The sequence below is a fragment of the Paenibacillus xylanexedens genome, assembly GCF_007680605.1.
GTDB classification, from domain to species: domain Bacteria; phylum Bacillota; class Bacilli; order Paenibacillales; family Paenibacillaceae; genus Paenibacillus; species Paenibacillus xylanexedens_B.
In genome coordinates, this window is record NZ_VEIO01000002.1 from 611,274 (window position 1) to 625,312 (window position 14,039).

Below are 14,039 nucleotides of genomic sequence, written 5' to 3' on the forward strand. Positions count from 1 at the left end.
GAGAGATCCTTTCCGAACAAGCCTTTTTGTTGTTTGCTTTTATAGCATAATTATTGAACGGATGTTGCTGGAGGAGCGCTTTCTGTCGCTTGATTAGGTGCAATCTCAGCTTTGCTTTCTGGCTTCGCGTCTTCTTTAGTAATTTCCTCAGATCCTGCCTGCTCTGGTTGCTGTGTAGCTATCAATTCAGCGACGATGCGATCGGTAGGCTGTGTGATTAACGCATACATGATCGCAGCGTGTTCCTGACGAATGAGAGGTTTGCGTGAGAGGTAATCTGCAGCAGTGTCCTCGAGCATTTTGACCTCAGGGCCGTAGATACCCAGCTTCACCATCATTTGCATCTGTCTGTGTGCCTGTACTTGGGAGCCCAGAGGCTGAGAGAAAGAACAAGTGCCATACATGCGTTGGTCACCGTGGTCCATTGGACCGGGTATTACGATTGATTAAATGTACTTACTGTTTTTGCGAACGATAAGTTTCACGAAAATAAACGCCGAGGTTGATCATCCAGATGACAGACAGCAGTATGATCGGGAAAGCGGCAAAGGTAAACAAGACCGAATATATGACCAAAGCGGCCATGCCGACGCCAAGCAGGAGGTTCATCATCTGAAACGAACGGTAGGCTGCGCGATACACGATCCATTTCTCGCCTTCATCCAGCTTTTCGAAGTGATTTTTCTGCGTGTTGCGGGAGTTCAAGTCCAGGGCGCGATCAGGGAAGTAGTGGTTGTAACGTTTGATCGTCACGCTCTGTAGCACAACGACGATGATTACAGCGATGCAGGCGGCAACCAAATTCCCAAGGGTAAACAGATTTGTAGACTTGGGCAAGTCTCTGCTCGATGCATATAACGACAAGGCAAGGGCAACCCATGCAAATGAAGTAATCACACCGAACGTACTGAGCATCATGGCACTTCCCAGCGAACGTTCAGCCGGAGACATCAGGGAGGGATGGTCACTTATATCATCCGCTTCATCTTCTTCGGGACGGGCAGAGGGGGTACGGGCCAAGCTAATGGTGTTCCCAATCGTCATAACAATCACCACCAGAGCGATAAGAGCAAACAGCAGGTCGTAATCGTAATAAACGGATAGGGTCCAGTTCAGGTCAGAGGGAAGCTTGGTGAACCCGTAAGAGGAAATAAATCCGACAATAGCACCGCCAGCCGCATAGAGCGGAAGGCGCATTCGTCTTTTTTTGGATGAGGTATTAGCGGTTTGATTCATGTGGTTCTCCACCTTTCAACTCAAATATTTTTTCAACAGATTCGCCGAACACATGGGCTATTTTTAATGCCAGAACGACCGAGGGAGAATAATCTCCACGTTCAATCAGAGCAATGGTTTGCCTTGATGCGCCAATGAGCTTCGCCAGTTCTGCCTGAGACAATCGATCTCTCGCTCGTAACTCCCGAACGTGATTGTGTAATTCTTCCACGTACTCACCTCCATGAATACAATGTATATGATAATCGACTAAATGTAAAGTATAATATACAAAATGAATATGATTATTTACTTTTTAGGATGATGAACGAATTCGAATAAACGTAAAAAAGAGCCTCGAAAGGCTCTCAAATGTTTATTTGCGTCTATGGATAGATATTGCTTAGGAGGCATCTGCAAAGGAAGTGTTTGGATTGCGTTTGGCCTCTGCTCGAAGTGACATTCGAAAAAAGAAAAGGGCCCCCAAACCTGCTGTCAGGTATAAACCGGCCATCACATATGAAGGGAAGAGAGCTCCTATTGCCAGGCCAAGACTTCCCAGCAGAGCGGCAACATTATAGCTGAGTCCATCAGCTGCCAGGTATGCCGCGCGGTTTGAATCGGGAATGATGCCGGCTAGAAGAACCTGACGCACAGGTGAATACATAAGCTCCCCAATGGTGAACAGTACAGCAGAAGTTATAAGCAACCATGCCCAGTTACTGAAAGCCAGCACGACAAAACCAGAGGTATAGAGGAGCATTCCGGCTGTTATGATCGTTTTGGAACTGATGCGTCTGATGTACTTGCCGAATGGAATGGCAATTAAGGCAACCATTACTGTGTTGATGATCATGACTATGCTGAACATGTGAAGGCCCGATATATGAAAGCCGAGAAATTCTGAAGCAAATTCATTTTTTAACCTTACGGCAATATATTTATCCAACTGAAATTCAAGGGCAACTGCAAGAACGGTTGCTGTAAAAAAGACCATAAAACGTTTATCGCGAAGTATTTTTTTGTAGGTGTTTAACATGTTGTTTTGTAAAGCTGACTTCAATTGTCCAGAGGGTTCAGACGGTGGAGATACAGATGAGTCATTTGCTGAATTAATTGAAACGTAATGTTTATTTACCATTGTTTCATGAATTAAAAATAGTAGAATTAGCAAGGTTACGATACTTTCCGCACATACCAGACTAAACAGCAGAAAACGAAATGATTCAAATAAAAGGCCTCCCAGCAATGCACCGAAAGTTATGGCTACATTGGTTGTCCAGTACTGCAAACCATAGATGTAATGCCGTTCCTGCTCACTGCTTACATCAACAATCATGGCATTTGCAATCGGAGCGGTTATCCCTGAACTGATGCTGCTGAGTAGAAACATAAGACATGTAAGTGTGACAGAATTCATCCAGGGTGAATTGGCAGCTGCGATCCAGAATAGAGAAAATACCTGCAGACTTTGGGCGATGACCATCAGTTTTTTACGTCCCATTCGATCAGACAAGTATCCAGCGCCAAGTCCCGCCAGCATGGAAGCAGCAATATTAACGGTCAGTAGGAGCCCTGCCCATCCAGCACCAATCTGCATACTCAGATAAATCCCCATAAACGGAAGAACAGTCTTTTGTGTCAGATCAGTAAAAAAATCAGTAACAATTCGAATTTTAATATTCGAGTGCAGATCAGCAAATTTCATAGCAAGTATGTCTTCCTTCCTGTGGTCATGTTGATGTTATTGAGTATAATAAAATAAAACATGAATAAAAACTGTATACATATTCATTCGTATTTCGTATTTTAGGGAACAAAGAAAATGGACCATTCGGAGGGAGATACATCGCATGGATATATCGGAGCATTATATACAATTGCGATTGAAGCTTAAGCATGTACATGATGATCAAGAGATTTACATCACTATAGGTGAACTTGCGGAGTATCTGTGCTGTACGATGCGTAACATGAATCTGATTATGAACAAGTTTCAGGAGCATGGTTGGGCAAGATGGAGCCCGCAGCGCGGAAGAGGAAAAAAGTCAATTCTGGTCTTTTGCAAGCCAGTGGCAGAAGTTGCTGCAGAACGTTTTGATCAGCTTTTGCATGCAAACAGGATGGAAGAAGCCTATGAAATGTCCTCATCCCTGACACCTCAGTTAAGAGAGAGGCTGCTGCATAATCTGCAACATCAATTTGGTCTACGTTCCATTGAAGGGGTTGCAGGTAGAACGGATACATTACGAATTCCGCAGAATACTCCTTTCCAGACCTTTGACCCAACGCAGACGGCGATGTGGGGGGAAGGTTTTATTATCACTGAGGTTTTTGACCGTCTGGTTCGTTACAATGCAGAGCGGCAGCAATGTGAGCCAAGTCTGGCTATAGCGTGGGAGAGTGATCAGGAGGGTAGAGAGTGGACGTTTTATCTGAACAAAGGCGTTCAGTTTCATCATGGTCGTGTGATGGAAGCAGCAGATGTTAAATTTACGTTTGATCGTATCGTTACTGATCCCGATAATCCTTGCAAAACCATGTTTGGTTCAATTCAACATGTTGAATTGATAGACAACCTGACCGTACGCTTTGTGCTACATAAGCCTAACTTCATGTTGCCTGATCTGCTGAGCAGTTTGTGTGCTTCGATTGTACCTATGGATGTACAGATGGAACCCCTTCGTCCGATTGGAACAGGACCTTATCGAATTACGCATCATGACGCGACCTTGTTGGTAATGGAGGTATTCCCGACTTATTTCCGAGGCCGAGCATATATTGATCGGGTTGAATTCTGGCAGCTTCCTCAAGCAGACTTGACTGAATCTTTAGTTAAGAAGCGTTTAATTTCAGACGGTGAACTTCGTTCTGTGGAGCATGAGATTCAGGGCGGTGTATTTATGACGTTTAATATGCAAAAGGAAGGCCCGCATCATGATCTTTATTTCCGTCAAGCTGTCCGGCTGTTACTCGATTCGGATCAGTTGGTTGAATCAATGGACAATCCTTACATGGAGAAGGTCGATCGTTTGATTCATGTTCGAGCACGGGAGCAACAAAATGTAATTCCTTCTAAAGAGGCTGTGACAGGTCAGACGGGATCGGACAAGTCAGGACTTGTACAGGCAGCGACGTTGCTTGAGCGCAGTGCTTACCAGGGACAACCGTTGCGAGTCTGGGTTGAAGAAGGGGAGCAGATGGAGGCAGATATGGCTTGGTTTGCCAAGCGTTGTGAATCAGTGGGTTTAAACATAACTGTTGTGACTGGCGATCCTGTTCATATGGTCTATCATGACGAACTGCAGCCTTATGAGATGATCTATACGGGAGAAGTATTTGATGAGCATATGATGCGGAGTCTGATAACGATGTATACATTCGGAAATACGTTATTTCTGCTTGCAATGAATGATTATTGGAGAGCCGAGCTTGCCCGAGCATGTGAAAATATCGTTATGATTCAGGAACCTGTGCTGCGTATGGAAAGATTAATTCAACTGGAGGGGCGGCTTATTGAAGAGGCGCTTATACTGCCGGTATATTCTTTCAAAGAAGTGCACGCCCATGATGTCTCGCTACGGAATTACAAAATTTCAGGCTATGGTTTGCCGGATTTGCGGCAACTTTGGATTAAAAGAAAAACAGATGCGCCGAATAAGGAGACAAGTTATCCGGTGTATATCCCTCTGTGGTAGACAAGAAATCCGTTTCAACAACGTTTCATGCCATGCTTGTCAAACTAGTCCGCATATATCGAACAAGTCCCTCATAACATGTACTAATCAAGTAGGGGTTCTGCTGTACGCAAAATCCTGAAGTGAAAACATGTGCTAAAGGGGATGATGTCATGCGCCGAATATCATGGATGCTTGCCATGGTATTGGTCTTATCGGCCTTACTTGCCGCCTGCGGGAAGAAGGATGCGGCAGCTGTGGTCAAAGATCTGAACGAAGTCGTTGGAGAGATGGAAAGTTACCAGGGAGCAGGCGTCATGACGCTGCATACCGGAGAGACGCCGCAGCAGTACAAGGTCGAGGTATGGCATCAGAAGCCTTCGTATTACCGCATTGCGTTAACCAATGCCAAGAAGGATGTTACGCAAATCGTTCTTCGTAACGATGAAGGAGTATTCGTACTCACGCCGAGTCAGAATAAAAGCTTCCGCTTCCAAAGTGACTGGCCAGATAACCAGGGGCAGGTTTACTTGTATGAAACGTTGATCCGAAGCATTACAGGGGATACGACCCGTCAGTTTGCAGATGAAAAGGAAACTTATGTGTTTGATGTGGCTGCCAACTACAATACACATGCTCTTGTAAGACAGAAAATCTGGCTGAACAAGAGTGATTACGCACCGAAACAAGTGGAGGTATCCGACTCCAATGCCAATGTGGTGGTGGACGTGAAGTTTGACAGCTTCAAATTCGGAGCCGAATTTGGAAAAGATGCCTTTGACATGCAGCGGAACATGACGGCTGCAACGGAAGAGGGGAATAAGACAGGCACTGATGCTGGAGTGGCTCCAGCCGAGAAAACGGATGATGCAGGAGCACAGCAACCTGCTAATCCTCAGGCTACGCCAGGCTCCAAGGGAACCGAAGGAGCTGTTGATGGGCAGACAGGTGTAAGTGAGGGTACGAATCAACAAGGAACAGAAGGTTCAGAGGGGGCATCAAGTGGGCAGGGTACCGAAGAACCTACTGTGGCTGAACCGCAGGAAGCAGACAGCTTTGGTGTCATTCAACCGACATATGCGCCGGAAGGTGTCAAGCTGAAGGATGATCAGATTCTGGAAGAAGACGGGGATTATTCCGTTCTGCTCCGGTATGAGGGAACCTATAATTACACGATATTTGAAGCAAGACCTCAGGATCGTGCCGTATCCCTTGCCCCTTCCCGTCTGGTTGATCTTGGATTTACAGCAGGTATGATTAGCGGAGATGCTTTACAGACGCTGACCTGGACTTCTGATGGCGTGGAATACCGAATTACAAGCGCGGATCTGCCTGAGAATGAAATGGTACGTATAGCGACCTCCATGCAGGAAGAGTCAGGTAAATAAAACGAGAACGCATAGCCGTTCTATCCCAAGGAATGCTATAGAGCATCGGAGATTTCATTTCTCCGGTGCTTTATTTATTTTCACAGTGCACAAGAACATGCCGAGTTCACTCTAAAAATACGAAATACGCTTCTATGCGGAGAGAACCGGGTAATAAGCTGATGTAAGCAAGTTATATTCAGCTGTATATTGAGACCCAAGCGGACTGGAATAACTGTGCTTATTGGCCGTCTTTTGCACTTGATTGTGGTTCTCTGCAGGCTCCTACAGCATATGATGTGAGAAGTGAAATTTCTGTACATTTGACAGTGACATGCTGGAGCATTACGATGGAGTCTGACGTGAGCCGGATTAAGAAGATTAGAGAAGGTGACTTAACGTGCAAGGACAATATAGGCCGACCCAGGCGGAGATTAATCTGGACCATCTGCGAGGCAACGTAACCGCTTTTCGTGAGGTATTGCCTCAGGGTACGAGATTTCTCGCTTGTGTAAAGGCCAACGCTTACGGGCATGGAGCAGTAGAGACAGCCAGAGAATTGGAACGAGTGGGCGTGGATTATTTAAGTGTAGCGTTTCTTGACGAAGCTCTCGAACTGCGTCTGCACGGTATTACAAGCCCGATTCTGGTATTGGGGTATACGCCGCCTGAAGGAGTCGCTGTAGCGTGGCAACATGATGTGACGATTACTTTGTTTAGCAGAGACGTGCTTGAGGCGATCAAACAGGTGAAACCAGGCACATTCGCAAATCAGTTGAAAGTTCACATCAAGATCGACAGTGGCATGGGCAGATTGGGTCTGCTACCTGGCAATGAGGCTATTGACTTTATACAAGAGGTTTCCTCACTTGATCAGGTAATGCTGGAAGGCATGTTTACTCACTATGCCAAAGCAGATGAAGAAGACAAGACCTATACACTGGATCAGTATCGACGGTTTCAGAGCGTTACAGAGACGCTTCGGAATCAGGGATGTGTCATCCCGATTATACATACGGCCAACAGTGCCGCTGCCATTGATACACCAGAATTATCCTATGATATGGTTCGTGTGGGCATAAGTCTGTATGGACTGTATCCTTCGGTAGAGGTGAATCACCAGGTAGTGAAGTTGCTCCCGGTAATGACACTGAAGACAAAAGCGGTTCTGGTCAAAACACTGCCGTCCCATTGGGGAGTCAGTTATGGAACCCGTTATTTTACACAGGAAAATGAACGAATAGCGACCTTGCCTATCGGCTATGCAGACGGATTTTCAAGAATGCTGACAGGCAAAGCACAGGTGCTTGTGCGTGGCCGCCGCGTTCCTGTCGTCGGTACGATCTGCATGGATCAGTGCATGGTGTCGCTACAATCTTTCGCGGAAGAAGCGGAAGCAATTCAAGCCGGCGAAGAGGTTGTTCTCATCGGCCACCAGTCCGGCGGTGTAATTACCGCTAGTGAGGTGGCAGACCAGCTCGGTACGATTCACTATGAAGTGATCTGCATGATGGCTCATCGCATTCCCCGGGTCTATACCCGGGGAGGAGAGGTAGTCACCAGAATCAATCCCCTTTTGACAACGTAATTCGCAAATTGGACACGATTACCAGCAACATTTTTTTCAGAACAGAAGGAATACTGTCGCAGCATCTCGAAATATGTACGATGTCAGGAATTTAATCCTGAAATGCGATGTTTAGTCTGTACGAATAATGATTCCCGTGTTTATAATGGAGTACAGCATACTTGATATACGCGGGGCATATATATTCCTTTGTATAAAAGTTCTGGAAAAGCGTAATACTGGTTCACAATGGCGAAAGGTTTGTGGGGGTGGAAGAAAGGTGGCCAACTTGCAGAACACCAAGCGGATTATGATCAGTTTACCTGATTATCTTTTGCAGGAAGTGGATGGCATCGTAGCGCTGGAGAATTCCAACCGCAGCGAATTGATTAGGCAAGCAATGAAGCTGTACTTGACGGAGCGGAAGAAACGTTACATCCGTGAATCAATGCAGCGAGGGTACATGGAGATGGCGAAGATTAACCTGACCATGGCATCCGAAGCCTTTCACGCGGAGGAAGATGCGGACAGCACTCTGGACCGCTTAGTTAGCGGGGTGTAGACAGTGATCGTAAAACGTGGTGACGTTTTTTTTGCGGATCTTTCTCCCGTTGTCGGTTCTGAGCAAGGTGGAGTCAGGCCGGTTCTGGTTATTCAGAACGATATCGGCAACCGGTTCAGTCCAACCTGTATCGTGGCGGCCATTACCGCCCAGATTCAGAAGGCAAAGCTGCCGACGCATGTCGAAATTGATGCAGCGGCGCATGGCTTTGACCGGGACTCGGTGATTTTGCTCGAACAGATTCGGACGATTGATAAGCAAAGGCTGACCGACAAGATTACGCATTTGGACGAGGAGACCATGAAACTGGTTAACGAAGCCTTGCAGATCAGCCTGGGCTTAATCGATTTTTAAGGGTGAAGCTTAGTACTTGATGTGCTTGCTCATCTGTCTGTTGACAACGGATGTTCCTGTGAGGGAACACACAATTTCAGAATGTTACCTTAAGAGCGTACGATACCTTTATGGGTGTTGTGCGCTCTTTTGGTTAAGTCTTGGTGAAAGCGTAGAACATTGATGATCTTTTCGTTATAATGGAACCTGAGAAACCGTTTACCCGAAAGACCTATATAGATAGATGGAGGAGACATATGAGCATTTACATCAATCAGGAGAAACTTCAGTTTCATTTACAGACCCGCGAGGCGAGCTACGTATTTCAGGTATTGCCTTCGGGATATTTGGTGCATTTGTATTATGGCAAAAAACTGCGTGATACCGACCTGAGCTGGCTTCATGTCCGGACGGAAAGAGCATCCTTTAGTCCGAATCCGGTGCCGGAGGATCGTACGATTTCGTTTGACACCCTTCCAGTGGAACTACCGGTTTATGGAACGAGTGATTTCCGCAACCCGGCCATCCAGTTGGAACTGGAGAACGGCTCAACGGTATCCGAGTTTACGTATACAGGCCATCGTTTGGTCAAGGGGAAAGAGGCGTTAACGGGACTTCCGGCAACGTATGTAGAATCCGAGGATGAAGCGGATACGCTCGTTATTGAAATGCGAGATCAGGTGTCTGGTGTGAAAATCGAGTTAACGTATACTGCATTTACTGCCTTTAATGCCATTACACGCTCGATGCGTATCGTGAATGAGAGCGCTAACGTGGTGAATGTGCTGCGAGCACTCAGCTCTTCTGTAGACCTGCCACATGCAGATTACGAATTGCTGCAGCTCTCGGGTGCCTGGACTCGTGAACGTGACATCGTTCGTCGTCCACTCGCTTCAGGATTGCAGGGGATCGAGAGCCGCCGTGGCTCCAGCAGTCACCAGCAAAACCCGTTCATTGCCCTGATGACACCGGGAACGGATGAAGACCAAGGCGAAGTGTATGGATTCAGTTTGGTATATAGCGGCAGCTTTACTGCACAGGCAGAAGTGGATCAGTTCTATACCACTCGTGTATCTGTTGGTATCAATCCCTTTGAGTTCAGCTGGAAGCTTGAACCGCAGGAGTCGTTCCAGACACCTGAGACCGTCATGGTTTACTCGGCTACGGGTCTGGATGGCATGTCCCAATCCTACCATGAGCTATATCGGGAACGTCTGGCACGTGGACAATTCCGCAACGCTGAGCGTCCTGTGCTGGTGAACAACTGGGAAGCAACGTATTTCGGCTTTAATGCCGATAAGATTGAGCAGATCGCACGTGCGGGGCAAAAGCTGGGCATTGAGTTGTTTGTGCTTGATGACGGCTGGTTTGGTCACCGGGACAGCGATAATTCATCCTTGGGCGACTGGATTGTGGACAAGAACAAGTTGCCGCAAGGACTGGATGACTTGGCTAACCGTGTCACAGGTCTGGACATGCAGTTCGGGCTGTGGTTCGAGCCAGAGATGATCTCCCCGGACAGTGAACTATATCGTAAGCATCCGGACTGGTGTCTGCATGTACCGGATCGCCGTCGTACCGAAGGAAGACAACAGCTTGTGCTGGACTTCTCCCGTCAGGATGTGCGTGACGAGATCGTTCGGATGTTGTCCGATGTTCTGGGCTCAGCACCGATCACTTATGTGAAGTGGGACATGAACCGGAACATGACCGAGGTCGGTTCTGCATTGCTTCCGGCGGACAGACAGCGCGAAACGGCTCACCGTTATATGCTCGGACTGTACGAAGTAATGGAGCGTATCGTTACTTCCTTCCCGCATATTTTGTTCGAAAGCTGCTCTGGCGGAGGCGGACGATTTGACCCGGGCATGCTGTATTACATGCCTCAGGCATGGACCAGCGATAACACGGATGCGATTTCCCGTTTGCGCATTCAATACGGTACAAGCCTTGTATATCCTGTAAGTTCCATGGGTTCACACATTTCGGCTGTGCCGAACCATCAGGTGAATCGTATCACTTCTCTGGAGATTCGCGGTCATGTTGCGATGTCGGGCAACTTCGGATACGAGCTGGATCTGACGAAGTTTACAGACGAAGAGAATGCGATTGTTACAGCACAGGTCAAACTATACAAGGAAATTCGCAGTACGGTACAATACGGTACGTTCCGTCGTCTGCTCAGTCCGTTTGAAGGCAATGAAACGGCATGGATGTTCATTGCACCGGATGGCGGTGAAGTGATTGTATTCTACTTCCGTGTACTCTCTGAACCGAATGCCCCGCTTCAACGTCTGAAGCTGAAAGGGCTTGATCCAAACGCGGATTACCGCCTGAAAGGCAGCTCAGAGACGTTTACGGGCGATGCTTTGATGTATGGCGGTATTGCTGTGGGTAGTGAGTCTGGAGACTATCTGAGCGAAATGTTCCGGTTTGAGCGGGTCTAAATAAGTTGAACTAGAGATTTTACACAGTCCACTCCGATGACAGAAGAACCTTCCATTCGCTGTTATCCCTAGATTTTTTTGATTCCCTTTTCTAAAGGGAAAAATCCGGTGATAAAGGCGAAGCGTATGCTTCCGATGTAGCTTTCTTGCAGAAAGCTTTTAGCTTCGCTTTTCCAGGTTTTTTCTGTCCCCTCCGTTAACGTGTAAAAGAAACTCTCAACTTATTTAGGTGAATTGGAGTAAATTATGTTTGAAGAAGACCCGAGGATGTCATGATGACGTTCTCGGTCTTTTTTTTCGTTCAACGGGGAAGGATGTTTAGGAGGCAATAAAAGCAAGTAACAGACGTGCCATAGGAATGGTAGAAATATCAACGTGATTTTGTGATAATATAGAGAAGAGTGTTATTTAGAGCTTGAAAAAGCTTGAGATCAACTTCGGATGATCGACTATACTGTTATTATGCAGCACAGCTGCCCTGAAATGAGTATTATGAACGATTCAGGAAGGAAAGAGGGATTTATTTGTCTGAACAGGAAACGGTTCTGGAACCCAATGAAGAAACATTAAAGGCCGAACGCCAAGAACGAATCATCAAACAGGTAGCCAAGGAACTGTCACTGTCCTTGAAGCAGATTCGCACCACATCGGAGCTTCTGGACGAAGGCAATACGATTCCATTTATCGCCCGCTACCGTAAAGAAATGACTGGAGAACTGGATGAGAACCAGCTGCGGCAGATTGAAGAACGATTGGTGTATTTGCGCAATCTGGAAGACCGTAAATTGGAAGTTATCCGTATTATAGAGGAACAGGGCAAGCTGACCAAAGAGCTTGAGAAATCCATTACGCAAGCTGTCAAGCTGCAGGAAGTAGAGGATCTGTACCGTCCTTACCGTCAGAAACGGAAAACGCGTGCCAGTGTAGCCAAGGAAAAAGGTCTGGAGCCGCTCGCCGTATGGATATGGGAACAGCCGAAACAGGGAGATGCACATCAGGAGGCTGCGCGTTATATTAATGCGGAACTCGGGGTAGAGGATGCAGAGTCGGCTCTTCAAGGAGCAAAGGATATTCTCGCTGAGAATATTGCCGATGATGCAGCTATTCGCGCCTGGATTCGCAGATATACGCTGGATCACGGCATGCTGACTTCAGAAGCCAAGGATACGGAGCAAGAGTCCGTATACGAGAACTACTATAGTTACCGCGAATTAGCGAAAAAGATGCCGCCGCACCGTATTCTTGCGATTAACCGTGGGGAGCGTGAAGGCATTCTCAAGGTTGGACTGGACGTGCAAGCTGAACCGGCTCACCGTCATATGGAAGGGCAGATTATCCGGGGTGCTTCTGTGGTGCAGGAGATTTTGCGTTCCGTCGTTGAAGATGCGTACAAACGGCTGATCGCACCGTCCATTGAACGTGAAGTGCGTGCCGAGTTGACGGAAAAAGGGGAAAATCAGGCGATTTCGGTATTCTCTGCGAATCTCCGTAACCTGCTGTTACAGCCACCAATTCATGGCAAACGTGTACTGGGTGTCGATCCGGCATACCGGACAGGCTGTAAACTGGCAGTTGTCGATGATACAGGGAAATTGCTCGAAGTAGCTGTAACTTACCCGACACCTCCGCATAACAAGAAGCGTGAAGCGGCTGAAGTGTTCCACCGGATGATCAAGCAGTACGATATTGGATTGATCGTTATTGGTAACGGGACAGGTTCGCGTGAGACAGAGCAGTTCGTAGCCGAAATTATTCAGGAGAATGGCGATGACAGCCTGGTTTACCTGATTGTGAACGAGGCTGGTGCAAGTGTGTACTCTGCATCCAAGCTTGCCCAAGAGGAATTCCCGGATCTGGATGTTGCCGAGCGTAGCGCGGCTTCTATTGCGCGTCGGGTACAAGACCCGCTGGCCGAACTCGTTAAAATTGATCCAAAAGCGATTGGTGTCGGCCAATACCAGCATGATGTATCCCAGAAGGTTCTGGAAGAGAGCTTGAAGGCTGTCGTAGAATCTGCAGTTAACCATGTTGGCGTAGATGTTAATACGGCCTCACCTTCCTTGTTGTCTTATGTTGCCGGTGTTAATGCAACTATTGCCAAAAACATTGTCAAATATCGTGAAGAGAACGGCCGTTTCACAAGTCGTCGCCAGTTGCAGAAAGTGCCCCGTTTGGGCGCAAAAACATACGAACAATGCGTAGGCTTCATGCGTATATCTGAAGGAGAGAATCCACTGGATCGTACGCCAATTCACCCTGAATCGTATAAGGTGGTTGATCAGCTCTTCAAAGAGCTTCAGGTCGAGCTGGACAAACTCGGAAGCAAAGAACTGTCTGTGCTTTTGTCCGAACAGGAGACAGAACAGTTGGCCGTTAAACTGAATGTCGGTGTGCCTACACTCCGTGACATTCTGGACAGTTTACAGCGCCCGGGTCGTGACCCCCGTGAAGAGATGCCGTTGCCGATTTTCCGCACCGATGTACTCAAGATTGAAGATCTGGTGGAAGGGATGGAATTGCAAGGTACCGTTCGAAACGTCATTGACTTTGGTGCCTTCGTTGACATCGGCATCAAAAGTGATGGGCTTGTCCATATCTCTCAACTGAGTAACGGGTACGTTAAACATCCGATGGATGTTGTTTCCGTTGGAGACAATGTGACGGTTTGGGTGATGAATGTGGATACGAAAAAAGGTCGTGTTGGCCTGACGATGAAAAAACCCGCATCTGCAAATTAATGATGAATTATCGCGTTTTGGCATCATGATGAGATGTCAGATTAAACGTCTGTAGAGTATATACGTGTAAACGTATAAGGGGACAGCCTTCCCGCATGGGGAAGGCTGTTTGCTGTTAAGTATTATCCTTTGT

11 protein-coding genes are annotated in these 14,039 nt (G+C 47.1%); 7 read left to right on the plus strand and 4 right to left on the minus strand.

Translation table 11 applies throughout. The features are described from left to right. Positions 1–50: 50 nt before the first annotated feature. The 4 genes from FS818_RS17490 to FS818_RS17505 all read right to left on the minus strand — a co-directional run bounded on the left by FS818_RS17490 (position 51) and on the right by FS818_RS17505 (position 2,923). Positions 51–425 carry a hypothetical protein gene (locus FS818_RS17490; RefSeq protein ID WP_145333401.1) on the minus strand — a complete coding sequence of 125 codons (375 nt, stop codon included), beginning with the start codon at positions 423–425 and terminating at the stop codon, positions 51–53. Between the two features lie 31 nt (positions 426–456). Next, complete coding sequence (locus tag FS818_RS17495; protein WP_145333402.1) at positions 457–1,236, minus strand: DUF3169 family protein; 780 nt, start codon at positions 1,234–1,236, stop codon at positions 457–459. Beyond that, positions 1,220–1,447, minus strand: a complete 228-nt coding sequence (locus FS818_RS17500) for a helix-turn-helix transcriptional regulator (RefSeq protein WP_145333403.1) — start codon at positions 1,445–1,447, stop codon at positions 1,220–1,222. Before FS818_RS17500 ends, FS818_RS17495 begins: the two co-directional genes overlap by 17 nt. 171 nt (positions 1,448–1,618) lie before the next feature. Beyond that, on the minus strand, positions 1,619–2,923 hold the full coding sequence (locus tag FS818_RS17505; RefSeq protein ID WP_145333404.1) for an MFS transporter: 1,305 nt from the start codon (positions 2,921–2,923) through the stop codon (positions 1,619–1,621). A gap of 145 nt (positions 2,924–3,068) precedes the next feature. Between FS818_RS17505 and FS818_RS17510 the strand changes: the two genes are divergently transcribed. The 7 genes from FS818_RS17510 to FS818_RS17540 all read left to right on the plus strand — a co-directional run bounded on the left by FS818_RS17510 (position 3,069) and on the right by FS818_RS17540 (position 13,906). Further along, on the plus strand, positions 3,069–4,913 hold the full coding sequence (locus FS818_RS17510) for an ABC transporter substrate-binding protein (RefSeq protein ID WP_145333405.1): 1,845 nt from the start codon (positions 3,069–3,071) through the stop codon (positions 4,911–4,913). Between the two features lie 152 nt (positions 4,914–5,065). After that, complete coding sequence (locus tag FS818_RS17515; protein WP_145333406.1) at positions 5,066–6,280, plus strand: DUF4367 domain-containing protein; 1,215 nt, start codon at positions 5,066–5,068, stop codon at positions 6,278–6,280. A 379-nt stretch (positions 6,281–6,659) separates the two neighbouring features. Beyond that, positions 6,660–7,847, plus strand: coding sequence for an alanine racemase (gene alr, locus FS818_RS17520; RefSeq protein WP_145333407.1), 1,188 nt, complete (start codon positions 6,660–6,662; stop codon positions 7,845–7,847). A gap of 259 nt (positions 7,848–8,106) precedes the next feature. After that, entirely contained in the window at positions 8,107–8,388 is a 282-nt protein-coding gene (locus FS818_RS17525) for a CopG family ribbon-helix-helix protein (RefSeq protein WP_024630715.1), read from the plus strand. Positions 8,389–8,391: 3 nt separating this feature from the next. After that, the gene (locus FS818_RS17530; protein ID WP_024630714.1) at positions 8,392–8,742 is read left to right on the plus strand and encodes a type II toxin-antitoxin system PemK/MazF family toxin; all 351 of its coding nucleotides are present in this window, start codon (positions 8,392–8,394) and stop codon (positions 8,740–8,742) included. Positions 8,743–8,978: 236 nt separating this feature from the next. Next, positions 8,979–11,168, plus strand: a complete 2,190-nt coding sequence (locus FS818_RS17535; protein ID WP_145333408.1) for an alpha-galactosidase — start codon at positions 8,979–8,981, stop codon at positions 11,166–11,168. 524 nt (positions 11,169–11,692) lie between these two features. Continuing rightward, positions 11,693–13,906, plus strand: coding sequence for a Tex family protein (locus FS818_RS17540; RefSeq protein ID WP_145333409.1), 2,214 nt, complete (start codon positions 11,693–11,695; stop codon positions 13,904–13,906). Positions 13,907–14,039 lie beyond the last annotated feature (133 nt).

Excerpts from the sequence above, each read along its gene's own strand:
- FS818_RS17495 (WP_145333402.1), bottom strand. The coding sequence starts at position 1,236 with ATGAATCAAACCGCTAATACCTCATCCAAAAAAAGACGAATGCGCCTT.
- FS818_RS17535 (WP_145333408.1), top strand. The coding sequence starts at position 8,979 with ATGAGCATTTACATCAATCAGGAGAAACTTCAGTTTCATTTACAGACC.
- FS818_RS17515 (WP_145333406.1), top strand. The coding sequence starts at position 5,066 with ATGCGCCGAATATCATGGATGCTTGCCATGGTATTGGTCTTATCGGCC.
- FS818_RS17490 (WP_145333401.1), bottom strand. The coding sequence starts at position 425 with ATGGACCACGGTGACCAACGCATGTATGGCACTTGTTCTTTCTCTCAG.
- FS818_RS17505 (WP_145333404.1), bottom strand. The coding sequence starts at position 2,923 with ATGAAATTTGCTGATCTGCACTCGAATATTAAAATTCGAATTGTTACT.
- FS818_RS17510 (WP_145333405.1), top strand. The coding sequence starts at position 3,069 with ATGGATATATCGGAGCATTATATACAATTGCGATTGAAGCTTAAGCAT.